Consider the following 21,926-nt stretch of genomic DNA (forward strand, 5'->3'; position numbering starts at 1 on the left):
GAGATGTGGGTTAGTGTGTCGGGGCAAACTCTCTGGGCTCAAGTGAGATCACCGCGTTGTTGCGAGCTCCCGAATAGTCCTGGTAGTGACGGTTTTGCTCCAGGGTGTAGAAGGAATCCACATAATCATCACTATTGGTCATCCAATCATCGGGAATCGCGTCTATGATGCGGTTTCCGAGATCCAGGAAGGGGGCGCTCTGTGGATATCCGGCGATCTTCAGGCTCTCTTTGAGAACTTCAACCAATAGCTTGGTGAGCTCCTTGTAGTTGGTATTGCTGTCCTGCTCCATCAGCACCAGATCGGCAGCGGCCCAGCGATAACGATCCCAATAGATCAGGATCTGGTTGGGAGTATAGACAGTTTTATCATGGTCCAGATAGGGCATGTCGATGATATCGACCACAGGCTCATCTCTTCCCGGATTGATTCCGGCAACTATGGCATAAATCTCGGCGTCACCTAGAATCCATGGCTCCTCGTCATTTTCCAGGCGGATTTTACTTAAGATTGAAGTTTTGAGAGGCTCAGTTGCTGGGGGAAGCGAGTCACTGCTCAGCCCCTCTTTTTTAAGTGCCCGATTCATCATGCGGATCCCAGCCTGAGCGGCTTTATGGGCATCGGTTTCAACCACCAGTACTGGACGATCAGGGGCCTTATTGACATCCAGTAATACCGAATTCCCCTGGCGATCAAAGGCTTCAATGGAACTCCACTGGGACTCGTCACCATCCGGGATATAGGCAACCAGCGGAGCGACCCCTGAACTCAGGGCAGATTGCTGGTCGGGGGTTGCCAGCCGTAGCTGCATTAATGAGTCGACCTCTCCGGTCAATCCCATTTTTCCTATTGCTTGTTGATTTGCCTGTGCACTCAGCTGACTGAGGGAAGAGATGGAGCGAGCCGTTCGCTTGTGTGCCAGCAAGCTCTGAAGAGGAGCCTGGTAGTTCTGATTGGCAAGTTTCGGGAGTAGAGTCTGGCTGTGCATCGCCAGCTCACGCGCTAACTCCCGGCGCGTTTGCTGGCTGTCAGCCAGGGCGGTGGAGCTAATAACTAGCCCAATAAGCAGCATGCAGATATGTTTCATATCCTTATTCTCCTAAAAAGTGGCTGGCAAAGGGCGCAGCATGTAAGGAAATAATCGGGATGAAGTTTAAGCAGAGGGCCGGACCTATGGGTCTAAACATCTGTCTAAAAAATACACTACATGTTTTGTGCTTAAGAGGCATCTATTGTTTTTATTAAACTAATTATTTGTGAATTTGATCTCTATTTTTCTCTGTGTGGAAAATTTAATACAGGCCTAAGCCCAGGGTGAGCTTCATGGTCCCAGAAGATTCACTAGAATTTGAGTAAACCTATTATTTGCATGGTTACAGTTTTGGATTGTCGACTGATTATTGCCTTGTGCTTGTCCTTCATCCTGAGTGGTCAGGCGAAAAGCGCCTCGCCATCCGGCCAAGATTTCACCCGTCTTTCCTATGTGACGGAGGAGTTTCCTCCCTATAACTATCGGCACAATGGGGAGTTGAAAGGGATTGCGGTTGAGCTATTGCTGGCGGCGGCCAGGGAGGCGGGGTACTCGATGCGCTCACAGGATATCAAGTGCAACTCCTGGGCTCGCTCCTACAACCTGGCTTTGAATGTTCAGGGTTATGTGCTCTTCTCCACGGCTCGTACTCTGGAGCGGGAGGCTCTGTTTAAGTGGGCCGGGCCCATAGTGCCAAATATCGAGGTGATCCTGGTGGCGCTGCGGGAGCGCCATCTGCGGATAGCGATGGATTCTGAGTTGAATAGTTATCGAATCGGGGTGATTCGTTCCGATGCCGGGCAGCAGTATGTGATCCGAGTCGGTGTGGATCCGGATAAGTTGGTGGTGACCCATAAGCCAAAGCTCCTGGCTCGTCAGCTACTCAACCGGCGCATCGATCTGTGGGCGACCACAGCCTCGGTATTTGATACCCTTGAAAAGCTGGGATTGGAGCGCAACAAGTTTGAAGTGGTCTACTCTCTGGGGGCAAGCGCTCCCTATTATGCCCTGAACAAGAAGACTCCGGATCAGTTGGTAGCGAGCTTTCAAAGGGCGATTGACAAGGTCAAAGACAGTGATGAGTATCAGCTCATCCTCTCTGATTATGGTCACCCGCTGGCTGGCAAGAGCAAGGGAGCTCCATAAGCCCCCTGATATCGAGTTTTAAGAGCCGTAGAGGGTGTGATTCAACAGGTTTTCCAGGTACTCCTGGTGTCCGCTACAGGGCTTAGGAGAGATCTGGGAGGTCAGCGCCTGGTCCAGAAGATCTGGCAGCGAGCTTTCTCCCCTGAGGATCTGCTGCCCCAGGGCAGAGCTCCACCCCTGGTAGCGTTGTTCGGTAAGCTGTTGTAGTTTTTGCTCCTCTATCAGGCGAGCCGCTTTTTTCAGTGACAGTGCCAGGGTGTCCATGGCTCCGATATGAGCATACAGCAGATCGTTGAGATCGCAGCTTTGACGGCGCAGTTTGGCATCAAAATTAAAGCCTCCCTGCTGCATTCCGCCAGCCTTGAGGATTTCATAGAGCACTGGTGTCATCTCCTCAACACTGTTAGGGAACTGATCTGTGTCCCAACCCAGTTGGGGATCTCCGCGGTTTGCATCGACACTGCCAAAGATCCCAAGGGCCAGCGCCATAGCGATCTCGTGATGGAAGGAGTGACCGGCCAGCGTGGCATGGTTGGCTTCTATATTGACCTTGACCTCTTTTTCCAAGCCAAACTGGCGTAAAAAGCCATACACGGTGGCAACATCGTAATCGTACTGGTGCTTGCTGGGCTCCTGGGGCTTGGGCTCAATCAGCAGATTGCCGCTAAACCCAAGCTTATGCTTGTGCTCGACCACCATCTGCATAAACCGGCCAAGCTGTTCACGCTCGCGCTTGAGATCCGTATTGAGCAGGGTTTCATAACCTTCGCGCCCCCCCATAACACATAGTTTTCACCACCGAGACGCAGAGTACTCTGCATGGCACAGCAGACCTGAGAGGCAGCGTAACTGAAGATCTGTGGATCCGGGTTGCTGGCCGCTCCGGCTGCATAGCGCGGATGACTAAAGCAGTTGGCGGTTCCCCACAGTAACTTAAGCCCTGTCTGCTGCTGTTTCTCGCCAAGGTAGTCGGTCATGGCGTCAAGATTGCTCACATAGCTTCGAAGACTCTCTCCCTCGGGGGCAACATCTATGTCATGAAAGCAGTAGTAGGGCACTGTGAGTGTCTTAAAAAACTCAAAGGCGGCATCCGCCTTATTGCGGGCTCGCTGCAGGGGATCTTCAGCCCTGTTCCAGGAGCGTTCAAAGGTGCCCGAGCCAAAGGTATCGTCACCACTCCAGCAGAAGTTATGCCAGTAGCAGGCGGCAAAGTGTAGCTGCTCTCTCATGCTTTTACCAAGGATCATCTGATCGGCCTGATAGTGACGAAAAGCCAGAGGCTCCCGGCTATCGGGGCCGAGATAGGGGATTGGGGATTTGGGTTCAAAATAGCGTGTCATCGCATCGACTCCATCGGTTGAGATGTAGCTATTTTTATCAAGGGAGCAAGGGGTCGCAATTATGTTTTTTCCCGATCGAATTTTGAAAAATAGCAATTGAGAGTGAGAGCTGGGTATCACAAGTCTGCTCCACCTGAGGTCCTTGTGAGCGAGCTCAGGGAAAGAAGATTTCATAAAGCATTTAGCAAAAACAGAAATAGCAATCTAGCGGTGAGCTTCAAACAATAGATGCTACGACAGCTCAATTCAGGAATATCTATGATGGTACGCTCATCAATAAGTGTGATACGGATAACTCTGGTGGTGGCTCTTGGGGGGCTACTTTTTGGCTATGATACCGCGGTCATATCGGGAGCGACCCAGTCCCTGCAGAGTTACTTTAAGCTGGATGCGACGGCTCTTGGATTTGCTGCTGCATCTGCGCTGCTCGGCTGTATTATCGGAGCCATTTTGGCATCGGGTTTGAGCAGCCGTTTTGGCAGGTGAGGGGCTTTGCTGTGTTCGGCTGTGCTTTTTCTGTTGTGTGCGGTGGGAACGGCACTGGCCGATCATTACTGGACCCTGGTGTTTTACCGGATCATCGGGGGATAGGGGTCGGGATCGCCTCTATGGTTTCCCCCATGTATATCGCTGAGGTGGCACCTTCTGAGCGCAGAGGGGCCCTGGTTTCCTGCAACCAGTTGGCGATTATCTTTGGGATGTTGCTGATCTATTTTGTGAATTACGCCATTGCCAGCCTGGGCGATCGCCACTGGCTGGATACCTTGGGGTGGCGCTATATGTTCGCCTCCGGGGTGGTTCCCTCGCTACTGTTTCTCGGGCTGCTGTTTACGGTTCCCGAGACACCGCGTTGGCTTGCTCTCAGGGGACGGGAGCGCGAGGCCAGGGAGCTACTGATGGCACTTGATCCGGATTCGAATATTGAGCAGCAGTGGCAGGAGATCCATGAAACAACCCAACAACGCTCGATCAAACTGCTTGGATCCGGGCTGGGCTATGTCATCTTTGTCGGGATCATGCTTTCGGTATTTCAGCAGGTCACAGGGATCAATGTGTTTCTTTATTACGCCCCAAGGATCTTAAGTGGTTTTAATCACTCCGGGTTGGATATCGCCCTGCTCGAAACCATCCTGGTTGGGGCCGTAAATCTGCTGTTTACCCTGATCGCTATCTATACGGTGGATCGTTTTGGTCGTCGGCCTCTGATGATGGGAGGAGCCCTGGTGATGGGGCTGTGTATGTTGGCGATCGGCACTGCAGCTTACCTCAACCTTATCGGTGGATACCTGCTGATCTTTATGTTGGGCTATATCGCCGCTTTTGCCCTGTCTCTCGGCCCCGTGACCTGGGTGCTGTTATCTGAGATGTTTCCGAATCGGGTGCGGGCCAAGGCGCTGTCGATCGCCGTGTTTGCCCAGTGGCTGGCGAACTTCTTAGTATCGCAGACCTTTCCTATGATGACGGCGGATAATAACTGGCTACAGCAGACCTTCCACGGCGGTGCTCCCTTCTGGCTTTACGGGATCATGGGGCTGGTCACGGTGGGATTTGTAGCTAAATGTGTTCCTGAAACTAAGAATCGCTCTTTGGAGGAGCTTGAAGCGTTGTGGGAGAGGACAGAAAAGAGCCCACAGCTTTCCCCTTCGGGCGCCTGAGCTCTTTTTTCATATGAGGGAGCCTGCATTGGCAGGCTCCGGGAGTGTGCGAGCTCAATAGACCTGTTGGTAGATCTCGCGGGCGGCCTCCGGGGTGAGCTCTCTTGGATTATTGGCCAAAAGCCGGGTGACCTTCATCACACCGTCCGCAAGCTCATCAAGCGCCTGCTCCGGAATATCCAGCTCCCTGAGACCATGAGGGATATTCAGATCCCGGCACAGGGCTCTGATCTCATCAACCACTAGCTGTGGGGAGGTCGCATCGGCCCTGAAACAGCGTGCCAGCTCAAGAAAGCGCTGCTCATTGCCCACCATGTTATAGGCCATCACAGGAGCAAACATCATGCTGTTCGCCAATCCATGGGGGATGTGATACATGCCACCCAGGGGATAGGCGAAGGCGTGGACCGCGGTGACTCCGGCATTGGCAAAGGCGATCCCTGCCATCAGGCTTCCGAGCAACATATTCTCACGCGCCTTAAGGTTATGACCATCCTGGTAGGCGAGGCGGATATTCTGAGTCAGCAGCTCAATCGCCTTCACTGCAAAGGTGTCTGTGTAGCTGTTGGCATTGACCGAGTTAAAGGCTTCGACGGCGTGGGTCAGGGCATCCATCCCGGTGTAAGCGGTCACTCGGGGAGGCATGCCGACGGTCAGGGTCGGATCCAGGATCGCAAAATGAGGAATGATTTTCTGTGAGACGATTCCCTTCTTAAGCTGATCCTTAGAGTCTGAAAGAATGGCGATCGGGGTGACCTCACTGCCGGTTCCTGCGGTGGTCGGAATCGCGATCAGCGGCAGTGCCTCCTGCTCCAGGAGCTCGCTACCCAGGTAGCTTTCGATCTCCCGGGTGTTGGTCACCAGGGCAGCGACCACCTTGGCGGTATCGATTGGGCTGCCGCCCCCGAAGGCGATGACGGTGTCGATGTTCATCGCTCTGGCCTTGTTGACTACAGCGGCAACATAGTCGATCTCAGGCTCAGGTAATACCTTATCGAATAGCTCTATTTTCACTCCGGCATCATCGATGAGCTGGCACAGCTTCTCAAAGGAGGGGGTATGAGATAAGAAATCATCGGTGATCAGCATCAGTTTGCGGCTGGAAAGCCGAGCCAGGATGGATGAAATATTGTCTATGGCGTTTTCGCCGACAAAGAGTTCTGGGGTGCGGATAATGTTCATTCTGTTCTTCCTATCTGTAGAATTCTGGAGCTTTTTTATAGTTTGGCCATGCCTTTGGATCATGGCCTGTGACTACGGTCAGATCCTGAGTCCTCATCGCATGACGCATCCGGGCAATGGTTTTGACCGCATGGGGGGGCTCCAGACCAGCCCCGGCAGTAGATCCTGATGCAGGATCTCTTCGGTATAGCAGCTGTCTCCGGTGAGAAGGTAGGCGCCGGACTCTTCAAGATTCACCTGCAGGGATTGGTGACCGGGTGTGTGCCCCGGAGTAAACCAGATTTTCAGGGCACCATCGCCAAAGAGATCGTAACCATCATCAGACTCACCGTCGAGGAGCAGCCAGTCCACCTCTTTATCAAAATCAGCCCGGATATAGGCCGCTTTTTGGTAAAAATCGGGGACATAGGCCCACTCCAGCTCTTTGCGCTGTACTATATAGGTTGCATTGGGAAAGGCACCTATCCCCCGGCATGATCCAGGTGCAGATGAGAGCAGACCACATAGTCAATATCCCAGGGAGTCAGCCCGATCGATTCCAGCTGGTGGACCACATAGTCTTCCTCTCTCATGATGGGGTCGTAAACTTTAGTCACATCTCCCAGTGTTTTACCTTGTCTGTTGCGACTTCAAGGGCCATGCCCGTGTCATATAACACATTGCCTTTCGGGTGTTTGATCAGGAAAAAAGGAACCGGAATATCAAAGGGTTCCTTCACTCCCTGGCCAGCCATGATGTGTTGTTTCTCGGTTTTGAGAGTGCCACATTCAAAGAAATAGAGCTCTGTACTCATGTTGATCCCATCCAAAGCTAGATAAAAAGAGTGATGGGGAGGTCTTCCTCCCCAAGTAGTTTTAGGCGGCCGCCCAGATCTCCTGATCGGTAGGGACTGGCTTGTTTTTCCTGGCATAACCGATCCGGTCGATATTGATCAGGTGTTTGTAGTCCAGATTTTCGGAGATGGAGTTATTTCCCCATGAGCCGCAACCCAGGGTTGTGGTTGGTGCAAAGCCATTTTGCAGGCTCCCTCCCGCGGTCAGTGAACAGGGTTCATTGACCACCAGGCGGCTGACGGGCAGTTGCAGGCCTGCTCGCTCAATGTGACGATCATTGGTTGAGTGGATGGCACAGGAGTGGCCCTTACCCTCCAGCTCCAGGTTTTGTTGGGCGATTCCTATGGCCTGGTCGAAACTGCTGTATTCGAAGGCAACCATTACAGGGCACATCTTCTCTTTGCGCAGTGGGTCATCCTGGCGATCATTGGAGCGGATCATGATGATCTTGGTCTCTTTGGGATCTTGATCCCCGCGAGCTCAGCTATGGTGAAGACACTCTGACCAACCACATCTTTTGAGATATGCCCATCCTCAAACAGTACCTCCCGCAGCTTATCTGCCTCACGCTGATCTTCAATGAAGTAGGTATCGTTGCTGATGAATGCCTCTTTGACCCCAGGGTAGTCATCCTGGTGCACAATGATCGATTGTTCACCTGAGCAGATGACGCCGTTATCAAACTTACGTCCCTTGATGATGTCCCGGGCGGCCTTGTCAAAATCGATCTCCCGGTCGATGATCACCTGGACGTTACCGGCACCAACCCCGTAGGATGGCTTGCCGCTACTATAAGCGGCCTTGACCATCCCCATACCACCGGTTGCGACCACCACATCGACCGAGTGCATCAGTTGATTGGTCTTCTCAATACTAGGTTCTTCAATGCACTGGATCAGGTGCTCTGGGCCACCCAGCTTTCTGATCTCTGCGTTCATCAGTGCCACGGTTTTGCTACTGCATTTTTTCGATCTGGGGTGAGGGGCGATGATGATGGCATTGCGCCCCTTGAGTGCCAGCATCGCATTACACATGGGGGTGACTATGGGGTTGGTGGTTGGAGTGACAGCACCAATGACCCCCATGGGCTTGGCAACCTCTACAATCCCTGTGTTTTCATTGCGACTGATGATACCCACAGATTTTTTAGACTTGAGATGATTCCAGATGGCGCGTGATTTGCCTGTGCACTTTACAACCTTATCTTCAAAGACTCCCATCTGTGTCTCTTCAACGGCGTCCCTTGAAAGCTCTTCGGCATGGTCATAAACCACCTTACCGATAGCCCTGACTATTTCATCGACCTGCTGCTGATTATAAGTTTCGAAACTTTGTTGGGCGACTCTTGCTTTTTCAAGCATCTCATTAATTGAAGTGGTCATTGTGTTATTCCTATTTAGTTTTGAAGGCAATAATTGATTTTGATAAATAAATAGAGACTTAGTTATATTTAACTCAGGTGTTAGGGCTAAAGTGCTTATCTGTATTTAAACACCTTTGATATGTTTTTTTCACATGGTTAGCCCGGGAAGCATTTCGCCTCTTTCCATCAGGTTATGATGTAGCTCAAAGCAGCGTCTTAAATTATGCCGGATATGTCCTCTGTCACATGATTTGAGATAGCTTCTCATAAACTCTTTATAATCGGGATGCACGCAGTTATTAATGATCGCTTCGGCGCGTTTTAAGGGAGCAAGGTTTCTTAAATCGGCAATGCCTTGCTCGGTAATGATGACATCGACTGAGTGTTCACTGCTATCTATATGGGTACACATGGGAACTATGGTTGATATCTTTCCCCTTTAGCGATTGAGGGGCAGACAAATATCGATAGAAATGCATTTCGTTCAAAATCGCCGCTTCCACCTATGCCATTCATCATCTTGGTTCCGCAGACATGGGTGGAGTTCACATTGCCATACAGATCGACTTCGAGAGCGGTGTTGATGGCGATGACTCCAAGCTGGCGGGCGATGGTTGGGTTGTTGGAGATATCCTGAGGCCGCAGCACGATTTTCGAGGCAAAGTAATCCATGTTGTCATAGATTCTTTTGAGCTGTTCCGGGAGTATGGTCAGGGCACAGGTGCTGACGGCGCTGACCTTTTCCTCTTCCATCAAAGGCACCAGGGAGTCCTGAAACACCTCGGTATACATCATGAATGGGGGAATAGCAGGGTGGTTTCCAAGTCCCTGCATCACTGAATTACCTATGTTACCGACTCCGCTTTGGATCGGCAGAAAGCTTTTGGGAAGCTGGCCGGAGCGGATGTTACTGAGCAAAAAATTTACTACATGTTGACTGATCTTATCGCTCAGTGCATCGGCAGGCGAGAAAGGAGGGACCTCATCAGGTTCATCCGTGTAGACGACTCCTGCAATCTTTTTGGGATCAACCTGCGCATAGGGAGTTCCAATTTTGCTCAGGGGGGTCGAGATGGGCAGTGTATCGTGAAACGGCGGTGTTTTGAGCGTCAGGATGTCAGCCATCTCTGCCAGCCGGGGGAGTGGTAATGATTGAGCTCAATGATCACCTGGTCGGCATACTCAAGGTAGGTTGGTGAGGTGCCTATCGATGTGCTCAGGTAGACTTGCCATCTGCCGTTACCTGCGTTGCCTCGATAACCGCAAAATCTATCTTGCCAAAGGTCCCGCTTTGTACCATTTGGGGAGGTGTGACAGATGGGTATCGATAAACTCTATCTCTTCATTATTTATTTTCTGACGCAGTATTTTTGAAGATTGGTAGCCGATTCGTTTATGAATGGCATCTGCCTTGGCTAATGCCGAGTCCAGACTTTTCCCTGTCGATGCCCCTGCCAATACATTTAATTTATAGCTCTCTCCCCGGGCGTGTAAATATTCAGCTTGCTTGGCAAGTGCGCGAGGAATTGATTTGGCTGCACCTGCTGATGTAAACCCGCTAAATCCTACAGTCGAATTGTCCGAAATAAGAGATGCAGCTTCTTCGGCGGTTAATTCTGGATATGCTTTTGGGGTTATCATCGCTCTGCTTCCTTTTTTATGATGCTTATCCATCGCTGATGACTTATATGAATTATGGATTTTCATTCTTCCCTGAAAGGGTGGCATATGGATATACTCATATACAGACAGGTTTCAAGGGGCCAAGTTAAATACAATATTCCTGATGAATATCATCTTTATCGATAGCGGAATAAGTATCTACATCAAAAAATAAACTAATTTTTCCATGAGCTATTGGGTTGCAGAGGGATATACCAGAATATATGACTTTGCGGTTAGCTCTGTTTTGTGATGGAGCTCATAATAAGGGAGGTGATGCTAGATGGGTATTAGCAAAAGTTTGACTTGACATCTTTTCTTCTAATGGTGTATGCCGATTCAGCCATTTATTCTGATTCATCCTATTCCCGGGGATATTTCTCCTGCAACTGTGTTTATTGTCATCTTTTGGTGTCTGGTGAGATTTCTATGGATATGCTTTCTTTGAATCGGTTACCGACTTTGGGTACCGGGGATGGTGTAGCCGGGGGAGCCGTCTGAGCAGGTCTCATTAATGACCGGCCCTGTGAAGGGGAGATCGGGCTGATCAAATAGTGGCGGGATGTTTATTTGCCCTTGTGTTGAATGGATGTTACCGGGTCCGGGGCAAGCAGGATTTGATAGGTTTATTTTGTTCGTGGGAGTACCCCGGACCGAGCCGGGGGCGCTTTACTGATAAAGACTGAACTGCATCAGCTCAGGAGCTCATTGCTCAGAACCTGTGGTTTTACTGATGTTGCTATAGATCGCATGCAGAATACTGTTGCTCTTGTAGTTGCTATCTGAGGGGGGATGTCACCATCGACCTCCCAGATAAAGGCTCCCCTGAGGTTCTTGGCATTGACAATATGCTGCACCTTATAAGCGGTTGAGGCGGCATCGTCGTAGCTCATAAACACATGATTGGTTGCCGAGTAGGCCCAGGGTGTCTGAGCATAGTAACCGGGCTCCCCGGCCGAGGTTCCGGGTTGATAGCGATCACTGGCGGAGAAGAGTGCATCCGGCATCTCTCCAGCGGTGGCGCTGCTGATGCAGTCCTTGCTATTGATGATACATTTGTAATCGAAGGTCCCTGATCTTCGGATCCCGGGGTGATTGAGCTCTGTGCGGCGCTGTCTGTCGAGTTCCCAAGATAATCCTGAGTCCAAACATCCCCAACAAATTCCCCATAGCTTTGCGAGGTGACTCCCTGTTGACTCTGAGCTGCGAGAGGCAGATAGACTCCCTGCTCAATATAGGATTGGGGCAGGTCGGGGGCAGAGTGGACTGAGAATCGGTACTGACGATTCTTGAGTAGGCCGGAATGCCAAGAGAGACCTTATTGTAAAGCTCCTGTGGGTCATGTTCTGCAGGTTCTGGATTAGCCACTGCAGTGTACCTTCGATGGAGAAATCGTTGGTAACCGGGTTGTGTGGATCTTTGGCCGAAACCTGGGACATAAAATTGCTGACATTAGAAGCCGTGTTACTGTTATCCCGGGGAGCATCAAACTGCCCATGCATGTCGTAAGTCATCAGGTGGCTGTAGTCCACCAGATGCAGGATGATAGAGAGGGCATCCTGTCCCGGGTAGGCGGCTTTGATCTGGGGATCACTGCCTGTATAGCTGTAATTTTTAAGTTGCTGTAGCGTGGAGGGGCCGGATATTAGCGCATTGGTCAGGTAGTAGTGCTCCCCTCGTTGCTTGGCGAGTGAGTCAAGATCCTCTCTGAGGTAATACATCAGCTCAACATAGCCATTGGCCTGCTCCTGGGTCAGTGGCAGCGGGTTACAGGTCTGTCCCTGAACCTGGGGTGAGCACAGGGGTTTGTGTCCCGCCAGGTAAGTGGCCTGGGTTTCTGCCGGCGCGGTCCATTCATAGTCGATATCTATCCCGTTATAGCCCAGCTTGCTGATCGCATTCGTCATCGAGCCTGCCAGTGTCTTGATCTTATCCGGGAAGTACTGGAACAGGACCGAGAAGTCACCGGAGGAGTAGTTAAAGCTGTTTGAGACGCCATACTGGTAGGTCTTGACTGTGCCCCAGCCGCCGAATGAGTAGATGACATTGAGCTTGGGGTTGATGATGCGTTGTACCGTCAGGTAGGGAAAGGCGACCACACCATCGGTTTTTTTCTGGGTATCGGCAAAGGGATCGAGGATCTGGGCTTCCCTGTGGTTGGATTGATTGAGCCAAATCCATAGATGATGGTATTGAGGTTGTTGAAGGGGACCTTGTTGAGTGAGTAATTATCATGTCCCCGTAAACGCTCCAGTCGGCATAGTAGGCACCGATCATCTTTTGAGTATCGGGAAGGGTTAGCTTGGTGATCCCAAAGGGGGGAGTTGTAAGTTGGGCATCCTTACCATTGATCTTGATGTTTGAGGGGATCCCATAAAACTCGCTGAATGGGGCGTTTTTGATCTGGCTTCCGGTAAAGTAGGGCACCTGTCCCAGGGAGAGGCTGTCGACCGGCTTGGTCCAGGGATCACTGCTCTGGAAAGTGATCTTATATTGATACATTCCATGGCCGATATCTGTGCCATGAGAGACAGAGTAGCCGCTTGAGATATATCCGGGCTGGTAATTGGCCTGGCCATAGTCAAAGGTCACGCTCTGGATCGGCTGTTCGGCGCTGAGCTTAACATTGAAGGTGCCGTAACCAGACTCCAATGAATAACTCTCTTGAGCCAATGCGCCATGACTGAGAAGGCCTGCACCGAGCAGGGCGCAGGTTAATAGCTTGGTTTTCACGGGTTATCTCCTTATAAAACCGATAAACAAGGGTGGATTACTGCTGATAGATGAGATCGCCCCGAAGCGATCGGCTCCGGGGAGATTTGACTCACAAAGAGAGCGTCCTCATGGTAGTTGAAGGGCCTCGGCGGCTGCCTGACTGATGGCATTATGATTGTTGGTGTCCCAGTGGCTATCCCACATCATGACGCCCCCGACCTGGATCTGATATTGGTCGGCCAGGGTGGCGATGGCACTCTTGAGGGCTGCCGGGTCAGCATAGTAACTGGCTCCACCGGCGGAGGTGGAGGCCAATACCCCATGATGAGCTTATTGGCAGGGACCCCGTTAAAGTCCGGGATCTTATAATCAAGCTTGTTCATCCACCCCAGGTAGTTGGTCACCAAGAACTGAGAGGTTGCCGGGGTAACACCCATGTATCCATTGTTATACATCTGGGGCTGGACATAATCGATCTCACTCAGGGAGGCCTTGAGAATGGGGACAAAGTAGTTCCATGGGCTTCCTCCCTGGGTCGGTGAGGGGACGGGAATGCTCGGATCCGGATAGACGGTCACATTTTCCGGACTGACGACTATCAGCTTGCTCTCTCCCAGGGAGTGGCGCAGCTTATCTATGGTCTGTGAGACGGTTTGGGGAGCGGCAGTATAGCCTTCAATATCCAGATCGACACCATCGAGACCATTTTGCTCGACGATCTGGCTGATGCTCTGCACGAACTGTGTGGGGTTGGCGAAAATAGAGTCCCAATGACCATTTTGCCCACCCACAGAGATCAGCACCCGTTTGCCATCCTGGTGCCACTGATTGATAAGGGCGGTGGGCATGGTGTCGGCGGTCACCGAGCCGTCCGGATTTGAATTAACGAAGGCCAGGATCACCAGGGTTGCTTTCTGGTAGACATCATCTGTGACGGACTGGCCGCAATAATCACCACTGAACCCGCACCAGAAGATAGAGAGCTGGCGGCTGTTTTTTACCTTGTTGAAGCTGATGGGGAACCCTGTGGGCTGATCGGCGCCGACCGTGATGCTCTTGGATTGCGTGCTGTATCCCTGAACGCTATCGGCAGACATCTGGTAGTTGCCTTCGCTGAGGATTTGGGTGTAATCGCCATTTTGTACCTGCAGTTGTGCAGAGTGAGCCGTGCTGCTGGTGGCTTTAAAGTGCAGGGTCGTGGCTTGATCCTGAGGCAATCCTGATACATGCAGGGCCAGGCTCTGGGTCGGGATCTTGTGCTTGGTTGCACTGAGGCTGACGGAGTAGTCCTCCTGTTGTTCGCTCGTGGTCAGTGTGGCCGGGTCAAAGCTAAAGCTGTAGCTTGCGCCCGGGGCGCTGACATCTTCAGCCGAAAATTGATAGGCATGACCCGGATAGATGTTGGTGAGGTTCTGATCTGCTCCCCAGGGAAGATCCAGGCTTGAGCTGGTTTTGGATGTCGTATCCTGAACCGTCAGGTGGACGCTGTCCTGAGTCACGCCCGCCGGACGCTGCTGCTTGAGATGAAACTGGATCTGACCATTGTAGATTCTGTAATCCAGGGCCAGCTTGATGGTGTCATTTTTGGCCAGGTTAAACTCACTCGGAGCGATGGATATCTGAGAGACCCCGTTACTGGTAGGCAGCTCGGCCGAGGCTGTGTACTGCCCATGCATGATGGGATGAAGGTTGTCTTTACCCCAGCTGAACTGGTAGCTTGGCCCCCTGCGCAGAGTTTAAACGGATGAGGGTACCTTGTGGGATGGGGTTTTGTGAGGTGCTGCTGGTAAAGGTTACGGATGCATCCGCCGGATACTGGGGGCCAACATGGAAGTTTTGAATATCAAACTGGTTTGTCGATGGGCTAAAGCTAAACGAGAGGGTCTGATTCTTTTTCGCGATAAAATCCTGAGACTGCCAGTCCTTACCAAAGTTAAGATGAATCTGGTTCCCGGTTTGCTTGACGCTCACCGAAGCATCAATTCCCCAAACAGAATTAAATGTAGCGCCATTGGTGACATCAAAATCAACGCCCTGCTGGGTAAGATTGGTATCCGTATCACAGCTAAATTGAATATTTGAGGTCCAGCCAATGGTTTTCCCCGTTAGCTGGCAGTGAGCAAATGCGGTGGATGACAAGCCCGCAAGTAGCAGGGCTGGCAGCAATTTATATCGTAAGCGCACGGTAAGTTCCTTGTCGGTCAATTCCATCGACGACTTCCCCTGGTGCGGCTGGCTCCAGGTGAAATCAAGGAGCGAAACTGCAAAATCGGCAGATTATCCTTTCGGCCGTTTTTTCGCTAAAGCGATAGCTAACATAGCGATGCTAGTTATTTTACGATACTAATTTACTGCGCGAATTATCATAAATAGAAGGTATTTTTATGATCTGAGCTCAATTTACTCTGGAACTGTGATGAAGCTCTAATTATTTTTTTTATATCAAGGCTGGCGGTATTTTCCTAATCAAAACAGGGGATGCCCGGCTCTGATTGAATATAAATCTATTGAATTATTACCCCTTAATCTAAGGCTGGCGGATGGAAAAAAAGCCGTCCACCTTGATTAAATGTTTGCTGCGAAAAATGTTTTGGTAGGCTCCCCGTGCCGGAGAGCCCTGTGATCAACTTGGATCTGAAAAAAGCGGTCTGAGCTGCCGGTAGAGTTTTTGGAAGTGAAGACGCCTGTGCTGGTGGCGGGCAAAGGCCTTCCCCTGAACCTGGTGGGCCTGGATCAGCGTTGGGGGCTGACAGATCCGCGCGAGATCCTGAGCGGGCTCCACCGCCAGCTGGGCCAGGCGCGCCGCTCCCAGGGCCGGACCAATTTCACTTCCCTGTCGATAGGCAAGAGGTTGCCCTATGATATCGCACAGCATCTGTCGCCATAGTGGGCTTCGTGCCCCCCCTCCGATGAGGGATATCTCTTGTGGCGGCAGGCCGGATTGGTGCAGTGCATCAAATCCGTCGGCCAGTGCATAACCGACCCCCTCCAGGACAGCGTAGGTCAGGTGGGAGCGCTCCGTCTCATGGGTCATGCCAAAGAAAACGCCCTGGGCCAGCGGGTTATTATGTGGGGTTCTCTCTCCGGATAGGTAGGGCAGAAAATAAACGGAGTCGTCGGGAGTGGTATTGGCAGCTTCTGTCATCAGTTCGGCTACCGAGCTGGCCCGGGTCAGGCGTGTCAGCCACTCAAGACAGGAAGCGGCGCTTAAGATGACGGACATCAGGTGCCAGCGTTGGGGAAGGGCGTGGCAGAAACTATGCAGGGCCGAGCCTGGGTTGGCAAGGTAGTGATCACTTGCTACAAAATAGACCCCGGAAGTTCCGAGAGAGAGCATTCCCTGACCGGCCTGGTATACCCCGGCACCTATGGCCCCTGCGGCGTTATCACTTGCCCCGCCAGCGATGGGGATCACCGGCATTCCCCAGCGGCGGGCCAGATCGGACTTGAGCTCTCCGGTGATCCGGTTGCCCTCATAGAGAGCCGGCATCTGGCTTTCATCCAGGCCGCAGCCTTCTATAAGGGTGGGGCTCCAGCAACGTTTCCGGGTATTGAGCCACAGGGTGCCAGCTGCATCCGAGCAATCGGTCGCATAATCACCACTGAGCCGGTAGCGGATATAGTCCTTTGGCAATAGTACCTTGGCGATATCTTTAAAAACTTCTGGCTCGTTCTTCTTCAGCCATAGCAGCTTGGGTGCGGTAAACCCAGGCATCATCAGGTTGCCGGTTAGCTCCCTTGAGTCAGGGATGGCTCGCTCAAGCTCTGTGCATTCGAGATGGCTGCGTCCATCATTCCATAAAATTGCCGGGCGAAGCGGCCGACCGGCTGCATTCAGCAGGGTTGCGCCATGCATCTGACCACTCAGGCTCAATCCTCTGACCTCCCGTAGCGAGTGCTGACTTGCAAGCTTATCCAGGGCATCTTGAGTGGCTTGCCACCAACTGTCCGGATCCTGCTCAGACCACAGTGGATGAGGGCTGGAGACCTGAAGAGGCTCACTCATGTTTGCGATGACTTTACCACTACTGTGGATTAGGGCGAGCTTGACGGCTGAAGTCCCGATATCGATTCCGATAAACATGGCTGTTCCTTGTCACTATCCAATCAGGTGTTTGCATCAAGGATGCTTGGCTTTGACAGAGGCTTCAATTACGAAAAAAGGTATTTTCGATATCAGATTTTGCGATCTTGAGGGGGATCACCCGGCGAGTAGGGTTAAACCGGGCTCAGTTGATGATGCCATTGAGCTTAAAGTAGCACACATCAATTGAGCCCAAGGGGATCAGGCCGCCTGCATCTGGGCCTTGCTGGCCTTAGCGCCTATCCATGGGAGAAGCAGCAGCAATACCAGAAACGATAGCGCAACAATCTGATTGGCTGGGAGATCCAGGTAACCAAACAGCATGGCGACCAGGCCACCACCACTGAGGCGAGCCATCCCATTGATCGCCGCGGCGGAGCCGGAGCAATGCCTGAAAGGTGCCATTGCCAGGGAGACTCCATGACCAAAGGTCAGGTTCAGACCAAAGGCTCCGACGGCGACCGGAATGAAGAACCACAGGGGATGAGCCGCCGGGAGGAAAAACAGGCTGATCCCGCACACAGTTGCCAGAGCCAGCCCCAGACGCAGGCAGTTAAATATGCCAAACCAGCGACTAAGCCGATAAGCAAGCAAGCTGCCGGATAGCTGGAGTAGCCCGATTGCCCCAAAGCACAGCGCAAAGCCGATCGGGGTCAGCCCACCCTGGCTGATTGCGATACCGGGAGCCTGGTTGACATAGCTGATGATGGCTCCCATCCCCAGCATTCCCATCAGGGTGTAGAACACAAAGCCAGGATCGCGGAGGATCTGCTGCAGATGCCTGCGTAACGGCTCGGATTGCTCGGGCTTTGCTTCAGCTGAGCTCTCTTTTAGCTGAATGAGCGAGCCAAGGAGGATCACCAGGGCGAGAATCGCCATCAGCAGAAAGTTGGAGCGCCATCCCCAATGGATGGAAAGAGTCCCCCCAGTACCGGAGCAAAGGTAGGGACCAGGCCGATCATGCCGCCAATGTAGTTGTTAAAGCGCGCGGATTGTTCGGCTGTGCAGTGGTCACGGATCCAGGCCAGCGAGGTGACGGCGCAACTGGCTGCTCCCAGCCCCTGGATGATGCGGCCGATATTCAGTAGCAGTACCGAGCTGGTCAACATCGCCAGCACACTGCCCCCTAAAAATAGAGCACATCCCAGCAGGGCACTGTTACGCCGTCCAAACCTGTCCGAGAAAGGACCCGCAATGAGTTGGCTGACACCGCTAAAAAAAAGAAACAGTGAGATGCTCCACTGGAGTTGAGTCTCGGTGGCGAGGAAATCCTGGGTCATCTGGGGAAGAGAGGGAAGGTAGAGGTCGATTCCAAGGGGCCCCAGCATCGCCATTGCAAAGATGATCCAGAGCACATTTTTGTTTTTTGCCATTTGATTCTCCCCTGACTCTATGTTTTGCGGGAGTATACAGGGACGATGTTATTTCAAATAGTGGTATCATTTCATATCTGATTTCACTGTTAGGAATATCTGTGTCACTGCTGGATCTCTCCCGGATCAATTTGAATCTTCTGGTGTGCCTGCATGTCCTGCTGCAGGAGAAGAGTGTTTCACGGGCTGCCAATCAGCTGTGCCTGAGCCAGTCTGCTGTCAGTAAAAACCTGTCCCAGTTACGGGAATTAACGGGCGATCCCCTGTTTATCCGTCAATCTCATGGTTTATTGCCAACCAGCTATGCCCTGCAAATTCAGGGGCGGCTCTCGGAGCTCCTTGATGAGCTGGATATCCTGTTACACCCCCTCAGTTTGATCCCAAAACGGCAAAGGGAGTTTTCCGGATGACCATCCCTGAAACCAGCAGCCAGATGTTGTTTCAAACCCTGCTACCCCGATTGTTGCAGCAGGCTCCGGGGATCGCTCTGGAGCTGCGTAACCTGGATGAATACTCAAGCATCGGTCTACAGGAGGGGCGACTGGATCTGCTGTTGCTGCCTGGAGATCTCGAATATATGGTGGCAAAAATCCCCGGTCTATACCGCAAGGCCGTCTACCAGGAGCAGATTATCTGCCTGGTACGCCAGGGACACCCCTGTTTGTCTGCGGACTGGAGCTTGGCTGCTTATCTCAAGGAGCGGCATGTCAATGTCGGCCCTTTGCATGGAAGTCCGGCAATTGTAGAGGAGCAGTTGGCTAGGATGGGGCTTAAGCGTGATGTGGCGGTGGCGGTTGAGGATTTTCACAGTGCAACCAGCCTGTGTGAGATGACGGATCTGGTGTTTACCTCAACCGAGAGCTGGGCGCGGCATGTGACCGAAAAGTATGCGGTCGAGGTGTTGCCGCTTCCCCTGGCATTTTCTCCTCTGGAATATGGACTCTACTGGCATAAGCGCAAACATCATGACAAGGGGCACCAGTGGTTGCGCGAGCAGGTTTTAGATGCGGCAAGCTTACTGAAAAAGGAGTAGTCGGATTTTATAGGGGCAAGCTCCGCTTAAGATTTGAATAAGGGGCTGAGTGATGGCTAAGGGGAGCCGACTCGAGGGTTTAACTTTGTTTATGCCGCAGATGATAGAGAAAAGGGCGCCTGATGGCGCCCATCTTGTCTCTGCGAACGATGCAGGCTGGTGCTCTGATGCTCTGTTGTGACAAGCACACAGATCACTGCCTGGGATTTTGGTTCCCTTGTTATGCGATATTCAGCTTAATATCTTCGAATATAACCCGCATAGCATCGCGCTTAGTGGGCTGGGGTAAGTAAATCACGTCGCTGTTTTGACCATCATGAATCAGTACGTGATCAGCGCGGCGGTTCCAGATGTAGGAAACATTATTAATCACCCAAACCGTCTTGTTGTGATCGGACTCCTGTTGGGGTACCAGATCGCCCACCTCTTTGATCTCCAGTGCATTCTGAGTCATAGCTTATCTCCTCTCTATATCATGGTTGTTTGGTGAGCTCTGGTTATCCCTGAAGGAAGGGGCCGACCACTGAGGTCGCCAGCATGATGACGGCCATGGAGAGGATCATTACGGTTGAGAAGTTCATTTTCATTGGAATCTGTCCTATGTCATATAGTTCGATGCATATTCGATGCAAAAGAGCACCAAATATTCTGTTTTCTATGTGATTCACAGGGCGGCGGACCGCACCTCTAACGAGGTTCAGATATGGTAGGTGATTTGACTCTTATACAGAGCATTACTCTCTTTCCAACCCGAGGTGCGGTGACTCTGGGTTGAAATATGAGTAAACCAGCGGGTTTGGACTGAGGCTTGTTCAACAAAGCCTGGTAACTGTTCGGGAGGTGGGGGTACCGGTAGTTCATGGATCAACTGATACTCAATTGGGTATGGAGCATCGGTCTGGGGCTGGGGTTGCCGGCCGCTTGTTCGCAGCTGATTTTCGAGTCTCAATTCGGTGAGATGCTGCAAGGGGGCCTTGGCATGCGGCGCTGCTTTTGCCTTGGAGCCTTGCTCCTGAGCGTGTTGAGATTGCTGGAGGTAAGGTGCGGGTAGTGGCTCTGCATAGCTGCCCGTTGCGATCCCAAGGAGCGCAATCAGCACAAGCACCATCAGATATCTGAACCCTTTAAGCATCAACACCTCATATCAATAGCGCAGCCAGTATAGGTGAGATTGTGTGAGGTGAATAGCTCTTTGTGAAGATGATCCCAGTTTTTCGCTCTGTTGTTTCTATGTCGCGGTGGCAAGGTAAAGTGTTTGGCTTAACTCTTTTTGAGATGCAAGGCCGGGAGGTACAAGGGTGAGTGGGCGATATCGAATCAAGCTCCTGTTTAATGCCAACAAGATCTATGACAGACAGGTGATGGCTGGAATAGGCCGATATATTCAGACCAGCCGTTGCGACTGGGAGATCATCCTGGAAGAGGATTTTAGGATCCATGGCTATGGCGGTCATCTTTTACAAGATTGCGATGGGGTGATTGCTGATTGTGATGATCCCGAGCTGGAAAAGTTGCTGTGTAGCACCTCTCTACCCGTAGTCGGGGTGGGGAGCTCCTATCAGGATCCGGCACTTTACCCTGATTGCCCCTATGTTGCCACCGACAACCTGAAGCTGGTTGAGCTTGCTTATCGGCACCTGCAAAGCAAGGGTCTTGAGCATTTTGCATTTTATGGCGGTATAGATCTTCCTCAGATGCGTTGGGCCCGGCAGAGGCTAGATGCTTATAAGTTCCTGTTAGAGCGCGACGGCTACCCTCTTTACTATTATCAGGGGGAGTATATTCACTCCGGGAACTGGTCACAGGCAATGGGCAGGCTCCAACAGTGGATCGCCTCCTTGCCGCTGGCGACCGGTGTGATAGCCGTGACGGATGCAAGAGCCCATCACCTGCTGCAGGCGAGTGACTACCTTGGTCGGGTGATCCCCGAGGAGCTGGCGGTGATTGGGATCGATAATGAAGAGGTGACTCGTTCGTTGTCTCGGATCCCCCTGAGCTCGGTCGAGCAGGGGTGTGATGAGATGGGGTTTCAGGCAGCGCACATGCTGGAGCAGAGGTTAAGCAGCAGGCCCCTGGCTAAAAAACGGGTTATTGTACCGCCGGTGCGGGTTTGCGAGCGACAATCGAGTGAATACCAGGCTTTAAAGGATCCAAGTGTGATCCGCGCTTTGCATTATATCCGGCGCCACGCCTGCCGGGGGATCAAGGTTCAGCAGGTTTTAGATTTTGTCAGCCTGTCGCGCTCAAACCTGGAGGGGCGATTTCAGGCAAGCTGCGGTCATTCGATTCATCAGGAGATTCATCAATTCAAACTGAATAAAGCCAAGCACCTGCTGCTGGAGAGTGAGCTCTCGATGCAGGAGATCGCCAATGCCTGTGGTTACCCGTCACTCCAGTATCTGTATGCGGTGTTTCGTAAAGATATGGGGCAAACTTTACTGGAGTATCGTCAGCAAGCTGAGCCTGAAGTCAGGGTTTAGGCTCTGCTGTTTATCTGCAGAGCCTGGATT

Annotated in this window: 24 protein-coding genes and 2 pseudogenes; 6 read left to right on the forward strand and 20 right to left on the reverse strand. The window is 52.0% G+C overall.

Going from position 1 to position 21,926, the window contains the following annotated elements:
- Positions 1-10: 10 nt before the first annotated feature.
- Positions 11-1,087 carry a DUF3103 family protein gene (locus tag DB847_RS04235; RefSeq protein ID WP_108649595.1) on the reverse strand — a complete coding sequence of 359 codons (1,077 nt, stop codon included), beginning with the start codon at positions 1,085-1,087 and terminating at the stop codon, positions 11-13.
- A 294-nt stretch (positions 1,088-1,381) separates the two neighbouring features.
- On the opposite strand from DB847_RS04235, the gene DB847_RS04240 reads away from it, so the two are divergent.
- A complete protein-coding gene (locus DB847_RS04240) occupies positions 1,382-2,176 on the forward strand; it encodes a substrate-binding periplasmic protein (RefSeq protein WP_159084390.1) in 795 nt (264 codons plus the stop codon).
- Positions 2,177-2,194: 18 nt separating this feature from the next.
- Here DB847_RS04240 and DB847_RS26525 read toward each other — a convergent pair whose 3' ends face one another.
- Entirely contained in the window at positions 2,195-2,875 is a 681-nt protein-coding gene (locus tag DB847_RS26525; RefSeq protein WP_407644435.1) for an apurinic/apyrimidinic endonuclease family protein, read from the reverse strand.
- Positions 2,827-3,516, reverse strand: a complete 690-nt coding sequence (locus DB847_RS26530; protein WP_407644436.1) for an apurinic/apyrimidinic endonuclease family protein — start codon at positions 3,514-3,516, stop codon at positions 2,827-2,829. Before DB847_RS26530 ends, DB847_RS26525 begins: the two co-directional genes overlap by 49 nt.
- A 258-nt stretch (positions 3,517-3,774) precedes the next feature.
- On the opposite strand from DB847_RS26530, the gene DB847_RS25925 reads away from it, so the two are divergent.
- Both DB847_RS25925 and DB847_RS04250 read left to right on the forward strand, forming a co-directional pair.
- Positions 3,775-4,002 (forward strand): MFS transporter, encoded by a 228-nt coding sequence (locus DB847_RS25925; RefSeq protein ID WP_199911716.1) that lies wholly within the window; start codon positions 3,775-3,777, stop codon positions 4,000-4,002.
- A gap of 122 nt (positions 4,003-4,124) precedes the next feature.
- Complete coding sequence (locus tag DB847_RS04250) at positions 4,125-5,171, forward strand: sugar porter family MFS transporter (protein WP_199911717.1); 1,047 nt, start codon at positions 4,125-4,127, stop codon at positions 5,169-5,171.
- A 54-nt stretch (positions 5,172-5,225) separates the two neighbouring features.
- Here the strand turns inward: DB847_RS04250 and DB847_RS04255 are convergent, their stop codons facing one another.
- The 15 genes and pseudogenes from DB847_RS04255 to DB847_RS26535 form a co-directional block, all read right to left on the reverse strand.
- On the reverse strand, positions 5,226-6,353 hold the full coding sequence (locus DB847_RS04255; protein ID WP_159084391.1) for an iron-containing alcohol dehydrogenase: 1,128 nt from the start codon (positions 6,351-6,353) through the stop codon (positions 5,226-5,228).
- Between the two features lie 93 nt (positions 6,354-6,446).
- Positions 6,447-6,704: an MBL fold metallo-hydrolase gene (locus tag DB847_RS24715; protein ID WP_199911718.1), complete on the reverse strand. Its 258-nt coding sequence runs from the start codon at positions 6,702-6,704 to the stop codon at positions 6,447-6,449.
- Positions 6,705-6,814: 110 nt separating this feature from the next.
- On the reverse strand, positions 6,815-6,949 hold the full coding sequence (locus DB847_RS24720) for an MBL fold metallo-hydrolase (RefSeq protein ID WP_199911719.1): 135 nt from the start codon (positions 6,947-6,949) through the stop codon (positions 6,815-6,817).
- Positions 6,946-7,146 carry an MBL fold metallo-hydrolase gene (locus DB847_RS24725; RefSeq protein ID WP_199911720.1) on the reverse strand — a complete coding sequence of 67 codons (201 nt, stop codon included), beginning with the start codon at positions 7,144-7,146 and terminating at the stop codon, positions 6,946-6,948. The genes DB847_RS24720 and DB847_RS24725 overlap by 4 nt, the downstream gene beginning before the upstream one ends.
- Before the next feature lie 61 nt (positions 7,147-7,207).
- Positions 7,208-7,627 (reverse strand): aldehyde dehydrogenase family protein, encoded by a 420-nt coding sequence (locus tag DB847_RS24730; RefSeq protein ID WP_199911721.1) that lies wholly within the window; start codon positions 7,625-7,627, stop codon positions 7,208-7,210.
- The gene (locus DB847_RS04265) at positions 7,624-8,568 is read right to left on the reverse strand and encodes an aldehyde dehydrogenase family protein (RefSeq protein WP_199911722.1); all 945 of its coding nucleotides are present in this window, start codon (positions 8,566-8,568) and stop codon (positions 7,624-7,626) included. Before DB847_RS04265 ends, DB847_RS24730 begins: the two co-directional genes overlap by 4 nt.
- Before the next feature lie 129 nt (positions 8,569-8,697).
- Positions 8,698-9,674: pseudogene (locus DB847_RS26275) on the reverse strand (acetyl-CoA hydrolase/transferase C-terminal domain-containing protein).
- Between the two features lie 144 nt (positions 9,675-9,818).
- Positions 9,819-10,256 (reverse strand): sugar phosphate isomerase family, encoded by a 438-nt coding sequence (locus DB847_RS25370; RefSeq protein ID WP_234418510.1) that lies wholly within the window; start codon positions 10,254-10,256, stop codon positions 9,819-9,821.
- A gap of 647 nt (positions 10,257-10,903) precedes the next feature.
- Entirely contained in the window at positions 10,904-11,359 is a 456-nt protein-coding gene (locus DB847_RS04275; protein ID WP_159084392.1) for a glycosyl hydrolase family 18 protein, read from the reverse strand.
- An 81-nt stretch (positions 11,360-11,440) separates the two neighbouring features.
- Complete coding sequence (locus tag DB847_RS04280; protein ID WP_234418584.1) at positions 11,441-12,292, reverse strand: glycosyl hydrolase family 18 protein; 852 nt, start codon at positions 12,290-12,292, stop codon at positions 11,441-11,443.
- Positions 12,189-12,944, reverse strand: coding sequence for a hypothetical protein (locus DB847_RS25375; RefSeq protein ID WP_234418511.1), 756 nt, complete (start codon positions 12,942-12,944; stop codon positions 12,189-12,191). Before DB847_RS25375 ends, DB847_RS04280 begins: the two co-directional genes overlap by 104 nt.
- Before the next feature lie 185 nt (positions 12,945-13,129).
- A complete protein-coding gene (locus tag DB847_RS04285) occupies positions 13,130-14,602 on the reverse strand; it encodes a glycosyl hydrolase family 18 protein (protein WP_108649600.1) in 1,473 nt (490 codons plus the stop codon).
- Positions 14,603-14,621: 19 nt separating this feature from the next.
- Positions 14,622-15,110, reverse strand: a complete 489-nt coding sequence (locus DB847_RS04290) for a hypothetical protein (protein ID WP_159084394.1) — start codon at positions 15,108-15,110, stop codon at positions 14,622-14,624.
- Between the two features lie 439 nt (positions 15,111-15,549).
- Positions 15,550-17,010, reverse strand: a complete 1,461-nt coding sequence (gene xylB / locus DB847_RS04295) for a xylulokinase (protein WP_108649602.1) — start codon at positions 17,008-17,010, stop codon at positions 15,550-15,552.
- Positions 17,011-17,211: 201 nt separating this feature from the next.
- Positions 17,212-18,383, reverse strand: a pseudogene (locus DB847_RS26535) (multidrug effflux MFS transporter).
- Positions 18,384-18,484: 101 nt separating this feature from the next.
- Here DB847_RS26535 and DB847_RS04310 point away from each other — a divergent pair.
- A complete protein-coding gene (locus DB847_RS04310) occupies positions 18,485-18,793 on the forward strand; it encodes a LysR family transcriptional regulator (protein WP_159084395.1) in 309 nt (102 codons plus the stop codon).
- Positions 18,790-19,416: a LysR substrate-binding domain-containing protein gene (locus tag DB847_RS04315; RefSeq protein WP_108649605.1), complete on the forward strand. Its 627-nt coding sequence runs from the start codon at positions 18,790-18,792 to the stop codon at positions 19,414-19,416. Before DB847_RS04310 ends, DB847_RS04315 begins: the two co-directional genes overlap by 4 nt.
- A 220-nt stretch (positions 19,417-19,636) precedes the next feature.
- Here the strand turns inward: DB847_RS04315 and DB847_RS04320 are convergent, their stop codons facing one another.
- Both DB847_RS04320 and DB847_RS04325 read right to left on the reverse strand, forming a co-directional pair.
- A complete protein-coding gene (locus DB847_RS04320) occupies positions 19,637-19,870 on the reverse strand; it encodes a hypothetical protein (RefSeq protein WP_108649606.1) in 234 nt (77 codons plus the stop codon).
- A 243-nt stretch (positions 19,871-20,113) separates the two neighbouring features.
- Positions 20,114-20,548: a hypothetical protein gene (locus DB847_RS04325; RefSeq protein ID WP_108649607.1), complete on the reverse strand. Its 435-nt coding sequence runs from the start codon at positions 20,546-20,548 to the stop codon at positions 20,114-20,116.
- A gap of 166 nt (positions 20,549-20,714) precedes the next feature.
- Here DB847_RS04325 and DB847_RS04330 point away from each other — a divergent pair, with 166 nt between their 5' ends.
- A complete protein-coding gene (locus DB847_RS04330; RefSeq protein ID WP_234418512.1) occupies positions 20,715-21,896 on the forward strand; it encodes a XylR family transcriptional regulator in 1,182 nt (393 codons plus the stop codon).
- Positions 21,897-21,926: the final 30 nt, after the last annotated feature.

Source organism: Dongshaea marina (assembly GCF_003072645.1).
GTDB classification, from domain to species: domain Bacteria; phylum Pseudomonadota; class Gammaproteobacteria; order Enterobacterales; family Aeromonadaceae; genus Dongshaea; species Dongshaea marina.